17 protein-coding genes and 1 tRNA gene are annotated in these 16,974 nt (G+C 71.6%); 14 read left to right on the top strand and 4 right to left on the bottom strand.

The features are described 5' to 3' along the window. Window position 1: 1 nt before the first annotated feature. From K7W41_RS15780 to K7W41_RS15730, 11 genes are all read left to right on the top strand, one after another. A complete protein-coding gene (locus K7W41_RS15780) occupies window positions 2-1,390 on the top strand; it encodes a M1 family metallopeptidase (RefSeq protein WP_224610394.1) in 1,389 nt (462 codons plus the stop codon). Window positions 1,391-1,592: 202 nt separating this feature from the next. After that, window positions 1,593-2,405, top strand: a complete 813-nt coding sequence (locus K7W41_RS15775) for a BON domain-containing protein (protein WP_224610392.1) — start codon at window positions 1,593-1,595, stop codon at window positions 2,403-2,405. 96 nt (window positions 2,406-2,501) lie between these two features. Continuing rightward, window positions 2,502-2,819, top strand: coding sequence for a PadR family transcriptional regulator (locus tag K7W41_RS15770; protein ID WP_224610390.1), 318 nt, complete (start codon window positions 2,502-2,504; stop codon window positions 2,817-2,819). Beyond that, window positions 2,816-3,154: a hypothetical protein gene (locus tag K7W41_RS15765; protein ID WP_224610388.1), complete on the top strand. Its 339-nt coding sequence runs from the start codon at window positions 2,816-2,818 to the stop codon at window positions 3,152-3,154. Before K7W41_RS15770 ends, K7W41_RS15765 begins: the two co-directional genes overlap by 4 nt. Then, window positions 3,151-3,888: a signal peptidase I gene (gene lepB / locus K7W41_RS15760; RefSeq protein WP_224610386.1), complete on the top strand. Its 738-nt coding sequence runs from the start codon at window positions 3,151-3,153 to the stop codon at window positions 3,886-3,888. Before K7W41_RS15765 ends, lepB begins: the two co-directional genes overlap by 4 nt. Window positions 3,889-4,435: 547 nt before the next feature. Continuing rightward, complete coding sequence (locus tag K7W41_RS15755; protein WP_396115833.1) at window positions 4,436-6,133, top strand: sensor histidine kinase; 1,698 nt, start codon at window positions 4,436-4,438, stop codon at window positions 6,131-6,133. Then, the gene (locus tag K7W41_RS15750; RefSeq protein ID WP_224610384.1) at window positions 6,130-7,158 is read left to right on the top strand and encodes a DUF4097 domain-containing protein; all 1,029 of its coding nucleotides are present in this window, start codon (window positions 6,130-6,132) and stop codon (window positions 7,156-7,158) included. The genes K7W41_RS15755 and K7W41_RS15750 overlap by 4 nt, the downstream gene beginning before the upstream one ends. Further along, on the top strand, window positions 7,155-7,823 hold the full coding sequence (locus tag K7W41_RS15745; RefSeq protein WP_224610382.1) for a response regulator: 669 nt from the start codon (window positions 7,155-7,157) through the stop codon (window positions 7,821-7,823). Before K7W41_RS15750 ends, K7W41_RS15745 begins: the two co-directional genes overlap by 4 nt. Before the next feature lie 80 nt (window positions 7,824-7,903). After that, on the top strand, window positions 7,904-8,875 hold the full coding sequence (locus K7W41_RS15740; RefSeq protein WP_224610379.1) for a CPBP family intramembrane glutamic endopeptidase: 972 nt from the start codon (window positions 7,904-7,906) through the stop codon (window positions 8,873-8,875). A gap of 12 nt (window positions 8,876-8,887) precedes the next feature. Further along, window positions 8,888-9,283, top strand: a complete 396-nt coding sequence (locus K7W41_RS15735) for a YkvA family protein (protein ID WP_396115830.1) — start codon at window positions 8,888-8,890, stop codon at window positions 9,281-9,283. 13 nt (window positions 9,284-9,296) lie between these two features. Further along, complete coding sequence (locus tag K7W41_RS15730; protein ID WP_224610377.1) at window positions 9,297-9,995, top strand: hypothetical protein; 699 nt, start codon at window positions 9,297-9,299, stop codon at window positions 9,993-9,995. Window positions 9,996-10,064: 69 nt separating this feature from the next. Here K7W41_RS15730 and K7W41_RS15725 read toward each other — a convergent pair whose 3' ends face one another. Together K7W41_RS15725 and K7W41_RS15720 are read right to left on the bottom strand one after the other, a co-directional pair. Beyond that, window positions 10,065-10,571, bottom strand: a complete 507-nt coding sequence (locus K7W41_RS15725) for a DUF456 domain-containing protein (RefSeq protein ID WP_224610375.1) — start codon at window positions 10,569-10,571, stop codon at window positions 10,065-10,067. Window positions 10,572-10,675: 104 nt separating this feature from the next. Next, a tRNA-Met gene (locus K7W41_RS15720) sits at window positions 10,676-10,752 on the bottom strand. Between the two features lie 149 nt (window positions 10,753-10,901). On the opposite strand from K7W41_RS15720, the gene fni reads away from it, so the two are divergent. Beyond that, a complete protein-coding gene (gene fni, locus K7W41_RS15715; protein WP_318010916.1) occupies window positions 10,902-11,957 on the top strand; it encodes a type 2 isopentenyl-diphosphate Delta-isomerase in 1,056 nt (351 codons plus the stop codon). On the opposite strand, the gene ruvA is transcribed toward fni, so the two are convergent. Both ruvA and K7W41_RS15705 read right to left on the bottom strand, forming a co-directional pair. Beyond that, window positions 11,954-12,553, bottom strand: a complete 600-nt coding sequence (ruvA, locus tag K7W41_RS15710; RefSeq protein WP_224610373.1) for a Holliday junction branch migration protein RuvA — start codon at window positions 12,551-12,553, stop codon at window positions 11,954-11,956. The two genes, fni and ruvA, sit on opposite strands and share 4 nt — an antisense overlap. Before the next feature lie 63 nt (window positions 12,554-12,616). Further along, window positions 12,617-13,810, bottom strand: a complete 1,194-nt coding sequence (locus tag K7W41_RS15705; protein WP_224610371.1) for an MFS transporter — start codon at window positions 13,808-13,810, stop codon at window positions 12,617-12,619. A gap of 97 nt (window positions 13,811-13,907) precedes the next feature. Between K7W41_RS15705 and K7W41_RS15700 the strand changes: the two genes are divergently transcribed. Together K7W41_RS15700 and metG are read left to right on the top strand one after the other, a co-directional pair. Then, window positions 13,908-14,510, top strand: coding sequence for a GNAT family N-acetyltransferase (locus tag K7W41_RS15700; RefSeq protein ID WP_224610369.1), 603 nt, complete (start codon window positions 13,908-13,910; stop codon window positions 14,508-14,510). Window positions 14,511-14,832: 322 nt separating this feature from the next. Further along, on the top strand, window positions 14,833-16,827 hold the full coding sequence (gene metG, locus K7W41_RS15695; protein ID WP_224610367.1) for a methionine--tRNA ligase: 1,995 nt from the start codon (window positions 14,833-14,835) through the stop codon (window positions 16,825-16,827). Window positions 16,828-16,974 lie beyond the last annotated feature (147 nt).

Below are 16,974 nucleotides of genomic sequence, written 5' to 3'. Positions count from 1 at the left end.
AATGGCGCTGCTTGCATGGGGACTGGCGCTGGCGCTGCTGGGCGGCGCGCTGGGCCAGGGGGCACTGGCCCCGGCCGTCCCCACTGCCTGGGGCGACCGCATCTATCCGCAACTGGGTCAGGCGGGGCTGGACGTCACACACTACGACGTGGCGCTGCGGGTGCCGCAGCCCGGCACCCGCACCCTGCAGGCCGAGGTGACCCTGACCGTCCAGGCCACCCGCCCCCTGCCCCTGCTGAGCCTGGATTACCTGGGCCCGGCGGTGCAGGGCGTGACCTGGAACGGCGCGGCGGTGCGCTATGAGCGCGCGGCCGGGAAACTTCTGATTCGCCGCGCCCTGGCCCCCGGCACCCCCGCCCGCGTGACGGTGCGCCTCGCGGGTCCCGCTGGCCGCGTACCGGACCCGGACCTGCCGGTGGACCTGGGCTGGCAGGCGTTGCCGGGGCAGGGCACGCAGCCCGGCGTGAATTTCACCTTCAGCGAGCCGGACGGCACCCGCGCTTTTCTGCCCGTCAACGACCACCCCGGCGATCCCGCCGCCTTCACCCTGCGCGTGACCGTGCCCCGGGGGGTCACCGCCGCCGCCAGTGGCCGGCAGACCGCTGTGCAGGACACGCCCCAGGGCCGCACCTTCACCTTCGAGCAGCGCGAGCCGATTCCCACTTACGCCCTGGCCGTTCACGTTGGGCCGCTGGAGCGCGTGGATCGCCCGGCGGTGCAGGTGGGGGGCAAGGTGGTGGCCCTGCGCGACTACTTCCCACCCGGTACTCCGGTGAACATCCGCGCGCCCTACGAGCGCACCGGCGAGATTCTGCGTCTTCTGGGCGAGTGGTTCGGCCCCTACCCCTTTGCCACCTACGGCTCGGCGGTGGTCACGCCGCCTCTGCCCGCGCTGGAAACAGCCACGCTGTCCACCATGCCGGTCACCTCCAGCAACGTGCGCGTGATCGTGCATGAGGCCGCGCACCAGTGGTTTGGCAACAGCGTGCCCCTGGGCGACTGGAGCGATACGTGGCTGAACGAGGGCTTTGCCACCTACGCCGAACTGCTCTGGGCGCAGGCCCAGGGGAAAGAGGAGGCCCGCGCCGTGCTGCAGGCCTGGCGCGACAGCGTGCAGAACAGGCCCACCCGCCCGCTGGTGGCCCGCACGCCCGCCGAACTGTTTGACCGCAGCGCCTACGTGCGCGGCGCCCTGGCCCTGCACGCCCTACGGGGCGCCGTGGGTGACGGCCCTTTCCGCGCCTTCCTGCAAACCTACGCCCGCACCCGCGCTGCCCGGCCCACCCGCACCGCCGACCTCCTAGCCCTGGCCCGCACCGAACTGGGCCCCCGTGCCGAGGGCGTGCTGCGCACCTGGGTCGAGTCTCCGTCGTTGCCGCCGCTGCCCTGAGGGCGGGGGCCAGTTCCACCCTGGGGCCAAAAAGCGGCCCCCCAATTCCACTTCAACCGCTGTCACGCCGTTCGCCGCAGAGCCGTTGAGGGTTTTCCTCTCCCGGCTCTGGGTTCTGCCCTGAGCCCACAGCCAGGGGCAGTCTTGACCCAAGCTGAAGAAAAGGAGAGGGCCACAGAAGCAGCGGTGTACGCTGGCCCCCATGTGGCCTTTTGGAAAGAGCACGGCGGAGCGCGTGAAAGACGCGCTGAACGAACAGCCTCGCCTGCAAGGTCTGGGTCTGCAGGTGGAGGAACGCGGCGGCGAGGTCAAGGTGACCGGGATGGTCCCCAATGACCGCTACCTGAACCTGATCCGGGTGGTGGCGGGCGGCATCAACGGCGTGAAGACCGTGGACGTGAGCGGCGTGACCTTCGAGCAGGCCAGCGCGCCCCAGTCGGCCCCCCAGGCCCAGACGCCCCAAGCCCAGACCACTGACGCCCCACTGCCCGAACTGCAGCCGGACCTGGCCCCCACCACCGGCAACATGAATGCCCGCGCGGGCACGCCGGCCGCGCCGCTGGAGCCCCTGCCCCAGAGCGGCGGCCAGGACGACGCGGATATGGAAGACAACAGCCGCATTGCCAAGGCCGTGCATCAGGCCCTGCGGAGTAACGGCGAACTGGCCGACGACCCCATTGACGTGCTGCAGAGTGGCAAGAGCATCATCCTGCGCGGCGTGGTGGACAACGACCACGAGCAGCGCCTCGCAGAAAAGCTGGCGCGCGCGGTGGACGGCGTGGCGGGCGTGGACATCAGCGGCCTGCGCGTGGCGGCCGGCGCCAAGCAGCTGGCCAAGGAAAAGGACCAGGACACGGGCGACACCGTCTACACCGTCAAGGCCGGCGACTCCCTCTCGGAGATTGCCCAGAAGTATTACGGCGACGCGATGCAATACAAGAAAATTGCCCACTACAACAACATCAGCAACCCGGACCTGATTCAGCCGGGCCAGAAGCTGCGCATTCCGGGCTAAGGCGCGCGGTAGGGCAGGCGGGGGCACCTGGGGCGACCGGGTGCCCCCGTCCATTTTCGCTTGCTTATCAGATGCCGATATCAGACACTGATACCCATGGATCTCAACCTCTTCAAGGGGAATCTGGACCTGATTCTGCTGAGCGTGCTGGAGCGGGAAAGTGGCTACGGCCTGGACCTTGCCAAGCGAGTGGAGGCCCTCACGGAGGGCCGCATCACCCTGAACGTGGGGAGCCTGTACCCGGCCCTGCACCGCCTGGAACGGGCCGGCTTTCTGCAGACGGCAGAGACCACCCTGGCCCGGGGCGGCCCTCCCGTGCGCACCTACGCCCTGACAGCCGCGGGGCGCGCCGAGCTGCAGCGCCGCCGCGAGAGCTACGCCGCCTTTGACCGCGCCCTGCGGAGCCTGTGGTGAGCGCCGCCCCCTGCCCGCCGGCCGCGCAGCGGTACCTGCGCTGCCTGACCTTGCTGCTGCCGCCCCGGGTGAGGCCCCGCGTGCTGGCCGAGGTGCATGCCCACCTGCATGGCCTGGCCCACGACGCCCAGCTGCGCGGGCTGCCCGAAGCGCAGGCCTGGGCCCACGCGCTGCAACAGGCGGGCCCGGTGTGGCCGGCGGCGCTGCGGCTGGCCGGGGTGTACCTGGGGCGTACCTTGCGGGCGGCGGTGCTGGTGAGCGCGGCCCTGGGCGGCGCGGCGTATGCCGTGCAGGGTAGCCTTACGGCGCCGCCGCACGTCTCGGGGCAGCCATGAGGCGCCCGTGGGCGGCGCGGCTCTGGGCCACCCTGCGCGAGTGGGGCCAGCCGCTGCTGTTTGCGCTGGTGGTCACCCAGTTCGGGGCCTCGGGGGTGCAGGTGGACGGCGCCAGCATGCTGCCCGCCCTGCGCTACGGCGAATGGCTGGCGGTGGAAAAAGCCGGGGGCTGGGCGCACCGGCTGGGCGTGGGGGGCTACGCCCGGGGCGACATCGTGGTGTTCAAGCCCCCACGCGGCGCCGAAGCGGCCTGGAGCCAGATTTACCGGGGCATGCCGCTGCCGTGGCGCTACCGGCCTTTTCTGGTCAAACGCGTGATCGGCCTGCCGGGGGACCGGGTGAGCCTGCGGGGCGGCGTGGTCCGGGTGAACGGCCGGGTGCTGCCCGAGGCGGCCCGCACCTTCTGGGCCGGGTTCTGCCTGGATACCCTTAGCCCCCAGGCCAATGGCGTGGCCCCGGGGCCGGCGGCGCCCCCCCAGCCGGAAGTCACGGTGCCGCCGGGGCACTACTACCTGCTGGGCGACAACCGCTCGCCCGGGGGCAGCCTGGACAGCCGCCTGTTTGGGCCCGTGCCGGTAGGCGATATCGCGGGCCGGGCCCTGGCCAGCGTGTGGCCGCTGCAGCGCCCGGCCCAGGCCACGCCCCCCTGCGACGGCGAACCCCACCCCGAAGACCGGGTGCGCCTCAGCGGCGGCCCCGAATTCAGTCCCCGCTGGCTGCTGGGCAGGCCCTGAGCGCGGCGGCCCGTTCCTGGCCCGTCAGACGGGACTCAAGTGGTTCCACACCCGTCCAAGCCACGCGGTGGCCCCCTCACCCTTCCGTCGCTCCGCTCCTCCCTCCCTCTCCCACCAGGGGAGAGGGGAATACAGCAGGCGATCAGGCGAGCAGCCAGTCATGTTCAGCCCGTGTCATACGGTTTCCGTTCAATCCGTGATCGAATCGGTGCTTGCCCGGTTCGATCTCTCCTTTCTCGACCACCGTTTTGCTCCTCCTCGCTTTGTTCGGGTGGATGCGGGGTGAACAGTTCTGGTCACTGTTCAACTGCAATTCGTCTCAGCTGCGCCCGCGCCGCTGTCTCTGGTCGACGCCCACTTCGTTCATGCCAGAGCCGTCAAGGGGGATGCCCCAGGGCGGCGCTGGGTTTTGCGGTGCATACGGCCCGGAAGAGCCCACCTGCAAACACCGTGCATGCCTGCTGGGCCCCACCCCTGCGCCATTCACGCCCCCGCTGCCTCTTTCGGGGGACGCCGCGCGCTGGCCGGGCGCAGTAGGCTGCGCGGCATGATGAAGGTCATGGGCACCGGCACGCTGCGGGAACGCGCCCCCACCCGGGGCGGCCCGCTGGGCGACCTGCTGGACCCGGCCACCTACCGCGCCGCGCTGTACGTGTTGCTGGCCCTGCCGCTGGGCGGCACGGTGGCGGGCCTGCTGACAGCGGCTGTGGTGGGCGGGCTGCTTACCCTGCCCATTCTGGTGGGGGCGGCCTTTTTGCTGCTGGCCCTGTGGCTGGTGGTGGCGCTGGGCGAGGTGCAGCGCCTGCTGCTGGGTCTGCTGGGGGTGCAGGTGGCCCGCCCGGCCGCCGCGCCCCCGGCCGGGCTGCTGGCGTGGCTGGGCCGCACCCTGGCCGATCCGGTCACCTACCGCACCCTGCTGTTTCATGTGGTGCAGTTGCCCCTCAGCCTGCTGTGCTGGGTGGTGCTGGGCACGCTGCTGGCCCTGGAGGTCCTGGGGCTGGGTGCGCCGCTGTGGGCCATGAACAGCGCCGTGCCTGTGGTGTGGGGCGAGTGGACCCTGCGCCCCGGGCCCCTGTCGGTGGCGGGGCTGATGCTGGCGGGTGCCGGCGCTCTGCTGGTGAGTGCCGGGGTCCTGAGTGTGATGGGCCGGGTGTGGACCCGCCTGGGCATTGCCCTGCTTGCCCCGGACGGCGACGGCGCCGCGCGGCGCGAGGTGATCGCCCTGCGCCGCGCGGCGGGCCGGGTGGCCCTGGGCGACGACCTGGGCGTGACCCTGGCCGACCTGACCGAACAGGCCCGGCAGGCCAGCACCGCCGCCGCCGTGGCCCTGTGCGCCCCAGACGGCACCCTGCGGGCGGTCAGCGGCGTGCCGGGCCCGCTGCCGGCCCCCGGCGAACTGCAGCCCGCCCCTGGCGAGGCCAGCGTGCGCGCCCTGAGCGGCGGCGAGGTGCTGGCCACCCTCCCGGTGAGCCTCCCCGCCTCGGCGGGCACGCTGGAGGGCGGCACCCTGCGCGCGTGGTACGTGGGCGGCGCGCGCCCGGGGGCCGATGAACTGGCCTTTCTGCTCTCCATTGCCGACCACGCCGGCACCGCCCTGCACGCCGCGCAGCTGATCGAGCGCGCCGGGGCGCGGGCCGGCGAACTGGAACGCGCCCGGCTGGCGCGCGAACTGCACGACAGTGTGGCCCAGGCGCTGTACGGCATCACCCTGGGCGCCAAGACCGCCCGCGCCACCCTGGAGCGCGACCCCGCCCGCACCCGCCAGAGCCTGGACTACACCATCCGGCTGGCCGAAGGGGGCGTATCGGAAATGAAGGCGCTGCTCTTTAGCCTGCGCCCCGACGCCCTGGAAGAAGGGGGGCTGGTGGCCGCCCTGACCCAGCACGCCCACGCCCTGGAAGCCCGCCACGGCCTGACCGTGCACGCCGACCTGCGCGCCGAGCCGGACCTGGACCCCGATGCCCAGGCCGCCGCCTACCGCGTGGCCCAGGAGGCCCTGCACAACGTGGTCAAGCACGCCCGCGCCGCCCAGGTGTGGCTGAGTCTCAGTCAGACGGGGGACATGGTGACCCTGCACGTGCGCGACGACGGCCGGGGCTTTGATCCTGGGGCGCAGGGCCGGGGCACGCTGGGTCAGCGCTCCATGCGCGAGCGGGCGTCGGGGGCGGGCGGCACCCTGGTCGTGGATTCAGCGCCGGGGCAGGGCAGCGCCGTCACCCTGACCCTGCCCCGGGGGCGCGCGTGACCACCTGGCCGCCGTCCCGGCCGCTGCTGCCGGTGCTGGGGCGCATGGCGCTGGGGCTGGGGCTGGTGGGCGCCGGGCTGGCGCTGGCGTGGCACGGCGCCGCGCGCACCCTGACCCCCGGCATGAGCGTGCAGAACACGCCCCTGCAGGTGCCGCTGGACGGCCCGCTGCCGCTGGACCTCGCCAGCAGCGCCGCGCTGAACTTCAGCGGGGACCGGGTGAATGTGGCGGTCTCGCCGCTGCCGCCGGGCAGCCCCATGGCCGTGCAGGGTTCGGCCCGCCACCGCGCCCGCAACCCGGTGCAGGCCGAGGTCAGCCGCCAGGGCCGCGCCATTACCGCGCAGGTCACGCTGAACGTGCAGCCGCCCAACACGCGCGGGGTGGTGCTGGGCGGCCCCGAACCCGTGCAGCACACCCTCACCCTGGCGTTGGCGCAGGGCTTGCCCCTCACGCTGGGCAGCGTGACCACCAGCGGCGACCAGCGCCTGCAGCTCACCCCGCTGCGGGTGCGTGCCCTGACCCTGCGCAGCGACAGCGGGGCCATGAATGTGGTGCTGCCGGCACGGCCCGCTGGCCCCGTCAGCGTGGTGACCCGCAGCGGCGACGTGGTGCTGACCGCCCCCGAAGGCAGCGCGCCCGACGCCCTGCGCGTGAACACCGCCGATGGCGAGCTGCGGCTGAATCTGGCGGGCATGCGCACCCAGACCCTGGGCGTGGGCAGCGACAGCGGCGACCTGCGCCTGACCCTGCCGGTCATCCTGGGCCGCGCCACGGTGACCACCGCCACGGGCGACGTGACGGTCAGCGCCACCCCCCTCACGCGCGGCAGCCTGGACATCCGCACCCAGGGCGGGCGCGTGACGCTGCGCCTGCCGCCCGCCCTGAGCACGCGGGTGCGTTTTACCGACCGCGACACCCTGAACTGGCCCCGCACCCGCCCGCCCAGCCCCACCCCCGCGCTGGACGTGTTCGTGGACGCGCCCCGCTCGGAATTCACCCTTGCGCCCCTGGAGGACACCCCATGACCACCCCCGATTCTGCCCCTGCCGCCGTGCGCGTGCTGCTGGTGGACGACCACGCCGTCGTTCGCCAGGGCCTGCGCCTGTTCCTGGGCCTGGACCCCCTGATTGACGTGGTGGGCGAGGCCGCCAACGGCGAGGAAGCCCTCCTGCTGGCCGCCCAGCTGCGCCCCGACGTGGTGATCATGGACCTGATGATGCCCGTGATGGACGGCATTCAGGCCACCCGCACCCTCAAGCGCCAGCAGCCCGACACCGAGGTGATTGCCCTGACCAGCACCCTGGAAGAACACAAGGTGAACGGCGCCATTGAGGCCGGGGCCATCAGCTACATGCTCAAAGACGCGTCCAGCGACACCCTGGCCGACGCCATTCACGCCGCTGCCCGGGGCGAGGTGCGGCTGCACCCCGAGGCCGCCAAGCGGCTGGTGCGCGATTTCCGGGGCGGCGAGATGCGCGAAACTCTGACCCCCAAGGAAACGATTGTGCTGCAGCTGCTGGCCCACGGCTACAGCAACAAGGACATTGCCGCCGATCAGGGGGTCAGCGAGGCCACCGTCAAGACCCATGTGTCGCGCCTGCTGGGCAAACTGGGCCTGGACAGCCGCACCCAGGCGGCCCTCTACGCCCTGAAGCACGGGATTGCCCAGCTGGACGGCGTGGCGCTGTAAGGCCAGCGCGGCCAGAGGGCGCCAGAGCTCCTGCCGTGGGTGCGCGGCGGCGGGGCCGGGCAAGCGGTAGGCTCTGGGGCATGACGGCGCCGCACCCCAGCCCCCCGCCCACCCCGCCGCAGGCCGCCCCGCTTTCCCCCGTCCCCCCGGGCATCCGGGCGGTGGACGGCAACCGCGCCGCCCTGACCCTGCTGCTGGTGCAGAACGTGGTCTCGGCGGTGCTGATTGCCCGTGGAGTGCCGCTGGGCACGGCGCTGCTGGGCGCGTTTGCGCTGGTGGTGCTGGTGGGCCTGACCCTCTTCCGTGACGTGATCGACACGCTGCGGCGCGACACCCGCTGGCGCACCCCCCCGGCCTGGGGCACGGCGCTGGCCGCGTTCGTGCTGGCCTTTCTGGCCTCGCGCGCTTTTGTGGTGGCGGTGGTGGCCCTGTTTCCCAGTGCGGCCGACAGCGTGCCCCAGTTTCTCAGCCGGGGCGCGGACCTGTGGGCGCTGCTGCTGGCGGCGGGGGTGCTGATTCCCTTTGCCGAAGAAGTGGCCTTCCGGGGCCTGCTGATGCGCGGGCACGAGCGAGCGGCGGGGTTCACGGTGGCCGCCCTGACCAGCACGGCCGTCTTCGCGCTGGCGCACGGGGCGCCCGCCAGTGTGGCCGGCATTCTGCCGCTGGCCTACGTGCTGGCGCGCGTGGCGCAGCACACCGGCAGCCTGTGGAACAGCGTGATCATCCACGCGCTGAACAACACGCTGGCCGTGGGGCTGGGCGCCTTTGTGGCGGGCCGGCTGCCCAGCGACACAGCCCAGGCCACCGACCTGCTGCAGAACCCGGCCCTGAAGGTGCCGGTGGCGCTGGGCTCGCTGCTGTTCGGCAGCGTGGTCCTGGTCGTACTGCACCTGTGGCTGACCCCCCGCCCCGATCCGCAGGAGCGCAGCGCCCCGGGCCCCTGGCTCAGCGCGGCGCTGGTGGCGGTGGCGCTGTTTGGGTTACTGGCGGCCCTGGCCACCTTGCCAGTGTTCACCCAGTGGGCCAGCGAACTGCGCGGGGCGCTGCGCTAGGCTTGCCAGCCTGTGTCCAGACTCTCCCTGACCACGCGGCTGCGTACCCTGGCCCGGCGCCTGAAGGCCGAACTGCTGGCCCTCAGCCTCGCGGCGCGCGATCCGCGCACGCCCTGGTATGCCCGCGCGTGGGCGCTGCTGGTCCTGGCCTACGCCCTGAGCCCCATTGACCTGATCCCCGACTTCATCCCGGTGCTGGGGCAGCTGGACGACCTGCTGCTGGTTCCAGCCGGGCTGTGGCTGGCCCTGCGCCTGATTCCCCCCGCTGTAATGACCGATGCCCGCCGGCAGGCCGAGGCCGCCCCGACCCGGCTGGGCCGCAGCGTGTGGGGCGCGGCGCTGATCGTGGCCGCCTACCTGGGCCTGCTGGCACTGGCCTGGGTTCTCTGGCCCCGCGCGGGCCAGTAGCATGGCGTGGCCTATGGCCCGCGCCCCTGCTTCTGCCCCGCCGCCCGCTCCGGCCGCCCCACTGCCCACCACCTTCCTGATGGGGCCGCGCGTCTTTGCCCGGCAATTGGCCCCCACCGAGCCTGCGCCCCTGCGCTACCTGGGCATGGCGGGGCTCTCGGCCGCGCTGTCCGGTGTGGCCTACGCCACCCTGGTGTCGCCCGCTGTGCGGCTGGCCGCCGAGGTGGCGGGGGGCGCCTCGCCGCTGGCGGCGCACGCCACCAACGTGCTGGGGGGCGCCTTCCTGACCCTGTTCACCTACGGCCTGATGTGGGGCCTGGGCCGCCTGGGCGCCGGCCGGGCCGGGCGCGCCGCCGAGGTCTACGGTGCCAGTTTTGCGCTGCTGCCCCCGCTGTACCTGCTGGTCACGGCGCTGGCCCTGTTGACCCCAGAGGCCGCGTGGCGCCCCGACCCGGCCGCGCTGGCCCAGGCCGGCGAGAACAGCCGCAAGGTGCAGCAGCTGGCGCTGGCGGGCCTGGCCCAGACCGCGCCCGCCGCGCTGCTGCTGGCCGTAACGGTGCTGGGGACCGCCGCCCAGTGCGCGCTGGCTTTTCCCGCTTTTGCCGTGCTGACGGGCCGCCCCGCACGGGCCGCCGCCGGGACCCTGTTGCCCCTGCTGCCCGCGCTGGCGGTGGGCTTCATTGCCCTGGCCCCGCTGCTGTTCAGCCGCTAGCGCAGCAGCGGCGCGCAGGCCACAGCAAAAGCCCCCAGGGCAGGGGGCTTCAGGAGAGGGGGGCCTGGCTCAGCCGAACACGCTCTTGGCTGGGTCCCACAGGCGCCACAGTTCGTACAGGCCGATCAAGAGGTGCAGCACCAGCTTGGCGGCCAGCCCGGTCAGCAGGCCCACCAGGGTGCCCCAGGCCGCGCGCATGGCGTCGGCGGGCGCCTTTTTCACCACGACCAGTTCAGCGATCAGGGCGCCCAGCAGCGGGCCCACGATCAGGCCAAAGGGAATGATGGGCAAAATCCCCACCACGCCGCCAATCAGGGCGCCCCACACCGCCTGCTTGCTGCCGCCGTACTTGCGCGCCCCCCAGGCCGAGGCCACGTTGTCCACCAGCCCGATCAGGATGGTGATCACCAGAAAGGTGAGCAGGAAGGGCAGGTCCGGCCAGGGCTGAAAGCCGTCCACCAGCGTGGCCGCCACGGAGCCTAAAAAGATGATGGCAGTGGCGGGCACCACCGGCACAAACGTACCCACCATGCCGATGATCCAGGCCACCAGAAAGATCAGAAACGCAAGACTCATACGACAGATGCTTACGCGCTGGGCGGCCCCAGGGTTCCGGGCGCGGCCGGGCACCACCAGACCAGCACCCACAACGCAAAACCCCCACCGAAGTGGGGGCGAAGTGGTTGCAGGGACAGGATTTGAACCTGCGACCTCCGGGTTATGAGCCCGACGAGCTACCAGACTGCTCTACCCTGCGATACTCTGGTCTTTCTTGCGGCGCCCGTTTCAGGCGCTCAGAAAGAGTAGCTCTGAATGCCCGATCTGTCAACGGGGGCCCGGCGGGCACGCGGGCTTTGTTGCGGGGCTTACAGCCGCTGCAGGGCCTGTGGCCGCTACGCTGGGGGCGTGACCCCGCCCGAGCAGGCCGACAGCGCTCCGCCACAGAGTGCCCCCGCAGACAGCGCCATTCAGGTGCGCAAGCTGCGCCACATCGAAGCCTGCCTGCGCCCTGAAAGCCAGTACCAGCGCCAGACCACCGGCCTGGAACACGTTCCCTGGCCCTACCGCGCCCTGCCGGAACGCAACCTGGACGAGGTGGCGCTGGGCACCTCGTTTCTGGGGCGGCCACTGCGCGCCCCGGTGCTGATCGGCGCCATGACGGGCGGCGCCCAGGCCGCCGGGCGCATCAACCGGCATCTGGCCCTGGCGGCGCAGCGGCTGGGCGTGGGCCTGATGCTGGGCTCGCAGCGGGTGATGCTGGAGCGCCCCGAGGCCCGCGCCTCTTTCCTGGTGCGCGAGGTGGCCCCGGACATCCTGCTGGTGGGCAACCTGGGCGGCGCCCAGTTTCTGCTGGGCTACGGCCCCGAGCACGCCCGCCGCGCCGTGCGCGAGGTCGGCGCCGACGCGCTGGCCATTCACGTCAACCCTCTGCAAGAAGCCCTGCAACCGGGCGGCGACACGCGCTGGGCGGGCCTGACCGGGCGACTGGCATCCGTGCTGCCCCACCTCGACTTTCCGGTGGTGCTCAAGGAGGTTGGGCACGGCCTGGACGCCCGCAGTGTGGCTGCCGCCGCGCCGCTGGGCTTTGCCGCGCTGGATGTGGCGGGGGCCGGGGGGACGAGCTGGGCGCGGGTGGAGCAGCTGGTTCACCACGGCGCCGTGCAAAGCCCCGACCTGTGCGAACTGGGCATTCCCACCGCCCAGGCGCTGCGCGACACCCGACAGGCGGCGCCCGGGGTGCCCCTGATCGCTTCGGGCGGCATTCGCACGGGCCTGGACGCCGCGCGGGCCCTGGCCCTGGGCGCGCAGGTGGTGGCGGTGGCCCGCCCGCTGCTGGCCCCCGCCCTGGACAGCGCCGAGGCCGTGGAGGACTGGCTGGCGCAGTTTATCCACGATCTGCGCGTGGCCCTGTTTGTGGGGGGATACGGCAGTGTGGACGAGCTGCGGGCCCTGTCCGTTTAGCGCAGGCGCCCCAGCCCCTTGCGAATCAGGGTATCGGCGTTCAAGTCCGGCTCGGCGGCCAGCAGTTCGGCGACCACGGCGCGCACCTGCGCCTCGCGGAAGCCCAGGGCCAGCAGGGCGTCAATGGCGTCGCGCCCGGCGGTGCCCACCACGCGCGCAGCCTTGCTGCCGCCCGCCGCCGCTGGGGTCGCCAGGTGATCCGGCACCTTGTTCTGCAACTCCAGCACCAGCCGCTCGGCGGTTTTCTTGCCCACGCCGCTGACACTGCTCAGCAGTTTCACGTCGCCGCCCAGCAGCCCGGCGGCCAGGGCGCTCACCGGCATGGCCGAGAGCAGGGCGAGGGCCAGCTTGGGGCCCACGCCACTCACGCCGGTCAGCAGGTCAAACAGGCGCAGGCTGTCGGTGTCCTGAAAGCCAAAGAGTAGCTGGGCGTCCTCGCGCACCACGAAGCGGGTGTTCAGTTCGGCCACCTCGCCGACCACCAGCTTGCCCAGGGTGCTCACCGGGCACTGCACCTCGTAGCCCACGCCGCCGGCAACCACCACAGCGCTGTTTTCCCGGATGTCCCGGACCACGCCGGACAGATAAGCAATCATCGCGCCCAGTCTACATTCTGCCCGGGACAGAAAAGGTGGCGGCGGGCGGTGAGCCAGCCCGCGCTACCCCTGGGCGCGCGGCACCGGACGCAGGCTGAGGGCCAGCAGCGCCCCGCCCATCACCGCCGCCAGGGCCGCCCCCGCCGCAAAGCCCTGCGCTTCGTGGCCTGCGGAGGACGCCAGCACCAGCGGGCTGAGAAACTGGCCCAGAAACACCGCGCTGCTCATGCCGGCCGTGACCCGGCCGCGCCACGCAGGCGGGGTCAGGTCGGCCAGCCACGCGTACAGGTTGGGAAACACCAGCCCCCCGCCCAGGCCCGCCACCAGCAGCCCGGCCTCCACCACCGCCAGCCCCGGCGCGCGGAACACCAGCAGCCAGCCCAGCGCCACAATCGCCATGCCCAGCCCGGCGAGGCGCCGCGTGTCAAAGCGCCCGGCAAAGCGTGAAAAGACCAGCGCCGTCACGGCGGCCATCAGGGTGGAACTGCCCAGCATGAGGCCCGTCACGCCGGGTTCGGCGCCCAGCGCGCGCAGCAGAAAGGGGCCCTGCGCGGGCATCAGGTAAAAGACGATCATGTAGCCCAGCGCCAGGGCATAGACCACCGCAATGGCGCTCCAGCGCGGGGCGGCCTGCGGAGCGCTGCCCGCCGCGTCCTGCCCCGGCACGCCGCGCGGCAGGCGCAGCACCAGCGGCAGCAGCAGCGCCGCCGCCAGATACAGCGCGAAGGGCGCGCGCCAGCTCAGGGCCGCCAGCACCCCGCCCAGGGGCAGCAGCACCGCACCGCCAAAGCTGGTAAAGGCCGCCTGCTGGCTCAGAAAGCGCCCGCGCCCGGGGCCGCTGAACAGGTCATTGACCAGCGCGCCCGCCGCCGTCATGGTGCCGGCCACCGCCAGCCCCAGCACCACGCGCCCGGCCAGCACCTGCCCCAGGCTCTCGGCCACCAGGCCGCTGGCGCCGCCCAGCACGTACAGGGTCAGTGCGCCTAGCAGCACTGGGCGGCGGCCAAAGCGGTCCGCCAGCACGCCGCTGATGGGGGCGGTCACCGCGATCACCACGCCCAGAATGGTCAGGGCCAGCTTGGTCAGCAGCGCCGCGTTCGGGGTGTCGGCAAAGTGCGCCTGCATGGCGGGCAGCGCCGGGGCAATGGTGGCGCCGGACATCACCGTCAGGGCGGCCAGCAGCAGCAGCGTGGCCTGTGTGAGGCGATCCGGGGCCGCGCGGGTGGGCGCGGCGGGGGCAGAGGAGAGGGCCGTCATCCCCACATCTTAGCTTTAAAAAGTCAATTGGTTTGCCGGGGAAAGTAACTGGCGTGGCGACACCACTGGCGGGCCCCGCCGTGCTTGAGTGTGGGGCATGGTGACCCTGCGCCCTGCCTGCGAAGCCGACCGCGCCGCGCTGTACCGCATCTGCCTGGAAACCGGCGACAGCGGCGAGGACGCTTCCGGGCTGTACGCCGATCCGCAGCTGCTGGGCCACATTTACGCCGGGCCCTACCTCAGCTTTGCCCCGGACTTCGCCTTTGTGCTGGAAGACGCCGCCGGGGTGGCCGGTTACGTGCTGGGCGCGCCCGACACCGCCGCCTTTGAAGCCACCCTGGCGCGCGAGTGGTGGCCGGCCCTGCAAGAGGTGTACCCGCTGCCCCAGTCGCCCCCAGAGGCCCGCACCCCCGATGAGCGCCTCACCTGGCTGATTCACCACCCCCGCCGCACCCCTGAAGCCCTGCTGGGCGCCTACCCGGCTCACCTGCATATTGACCTGCTGCCCCGAGTGCAGGGAGGCGGCCGGGGCCGGGCCCTGATGACTACCCTTCTGGACGCCCTGCGCGCGGCGGGCTCGCCGGGGGTGCACCTGGGCGTGGGCGAACGCAACACGCGGGCCCAGGGCTTTTACCGGCACCTGGGCTTTGAAGAGCTGTACCGCTCGCCGGGCGCCGTCACATTTGGCCTGAAGCTGTAAGGCAAGTGGCGCAGGCGCGCGGGTGAGGGGCCGGGCTACACTGCGCCCATGTCTCGCCCCCAGGCCATGATGCGAATGCCCCAGCGACCCTGAGACCACACAGGAGTCGCGCGGGGCGTTCTGACAGCGGCTGCTAGTTCCATTGAGGAGCCAGACAGCGGCTCCTCAATTCCACTTCTGCCGCCGTCTTTGCCGGACACTCACTTCGTTCGCCCCAACGGAGTTGGGTGCCGTTCTGAGCAGGCAGGGCGCCCCGCTTTCCGTTGCCCTTTATGCTGTGGAGGTTGCCCGGCCCCCCAGAGGCCGGGAAGGAAGGAATCCCATGAGCCACCCCGACCGCGCTTTTTTCATCACGACGGCCATTGATTACGCCAACGGCGCGCCGCACATCGGCCACGTCTACGAGAAGATCCTCACCGACGCCATCGCCCGCTACCAGCGCCTCGCCGGGCGCGAGGTGTTTTTCCTGACCGGCACCGACGAGCACGGCGAAAAGATCGCCAAGGCCGCCGCCAAAGCCGGCCAGACCCCGCAGGTGTTCGTGGACGACCTCGCCACGCGCGCCTTCAAGGGCCTGTGGGACCGGCTGGAAATCAGCTACGACGATTTCGTGCGCACCACCGAGGGCCGCCATAAGCGCTTTGTGCAGGACATCCTGCAGCGCGTGTACGACGCGGGCGACATCTACTTTGACGAGTACGAGGGTCTGTACTCGGTGGGCGCCGAGCGCTATGTCACCGAAAAAGAGCTGGTGGAGGGGCCCGACGGCGTGCGCCGCTACCCCGGCGACAAGGACCCGCCCGAGCTGCGCCGCGAGGCCAACTATTTCTTCCGCATGGAGAAGTATCAGGCGTGGCTGCTCGACCACATCAGGCAGAACCCCGACTTTATCCAGCCCGCCGGCTACCGCAACGAGGTGCTGGAAATGCTCAAGGAGCCCATTGGCCCCCTCAGCATCTCCCGGCCCAAGAGCCGCGTGCCCTGGGGCATTGAGCTGCCCTGGGACCCCGACCACGTCACCTACGTGTGGTTCGACGCGCTGCTCAATTACGTCTCGGCGCCGGTCAGCAAGGGGGCGGCCCCCGAGGTGATCGGCACGGCGTGGCACGTCATCGGCAAGGACATCCTCAAGCCGCACGCGGTGTTCTGGCCCACCATGCTGCAGGCCGCCGGGCTGCCCCCTTACCGCCGCCTCGTGGTGCACAGCCACATCCTGGCCGAGGACGGGCGCAAGATGGGCAAATCCCTGGGCAACGCCATTGACCCGGAAGCGCTGGTGACCCAGTACCCGGTGGACGCCATCCGTTACACCCTGCTGCGCGAGGCGACCCTGAGTGCCGACAGCCCTTACGGCGAAGGCATTCTGGTCTCGCGCCTGAACAGCGACCTCGCCAACGACCTGGGCAACCTGCTCTCGCGCACCATTTCCATGATCCAGAAGTACCGGGGCGGCGCCATTCCCGCCGCCGCCGAGATCACCGAGCGCGAGCGCGAAATCGAGGCGGCGGCCCTGGCCCTGCCCGGGCAGATTCTGGCCCTGGTGGACGAACTGAAGATCAACATGGCGCTGGAAGCCGCCATGAACTTTGTGCGCGACCTCAACCGCTACATTGCCGAGAGCGCGCCCTGGAATCTGGCCAAGAGCGACCAGACGGCCCGGCGCCTGGACACCGTGCTGTACACCGCCGCCGAGGGCCTGCGGGTGGCCAGCGTGGCCCTAGAAGCAGCGCTGCCGGTCAAGGCCCGCGAGCTGCGCGCGCAGCTGGGCCTGGGCGGCCAGTCCTACACCCTGGCCGGCGCCTGGGGCCTGACCCCGGCCGGCACCCAGGTGGTGGGCGGCGCCATTCTGTTTCCCAAACCCGAACCCAAAGCGGCTCCAGACGCTGCTGCCCCTAAATCCCCCCAACCCCCGAAAGAGACCCCCATGACCCAGCCTGAAGCCCCTGCGGCCCCCGTTGCCCCGGCCGCCAGCCCCGCCGTGCCCACTGAACCCCTGATTTCCATTGACGACTTTGCCCGCATTGACCTGCGGGTGGCCGAGGTGCTGGCCGCCGAGGCCGTGCCCAAGGCCGACAAGCTGCTGAAGCTGACGGTGCGCCTGGGCAAGGAAGAACGCACCGTGGTCAGTGGCATTCGCCAGTGGTTCGAGCCCGAAGCCCTGGTGGGCCGCAAGGTGATTCTGGTCGCCAACTTGAAGCCCGCCAAGCTGCGCGGTATCGAGTCCCAGGGCATGATCCTGGCCGCCGAGGACGACCAGGGGAACCTGGACCTCGTGGGCCTGAAGCTGGACCTGCCCAGCGGGACGAAGGTGCGCTGAGGGCTCTCCGCCGGCAAAACGCCACCTGACCATCAGCAGGGCATGACTGCTTTGTCTTGAAGCTCCACGCTGCGCCTCCCATCCTTCTGGGAGGCGCGGCGTCGTTGTGTGGAGTCGAGGGAAGGGACTCCCCAGGGTTTTTGACGG

It is taken from the genome of Deinococcus multiflagellatus (assembly GCF_020166415.1).
Classification (GTDB): Bacteria; Deinococcota; Deinococci; order Deinococcales; family Deinococcaceae; genus Deinococcus; species Deinococcus multiflagellatus.
This window is presented reverse-complemented; position numbering and strand designations above follow the sequence as displayed.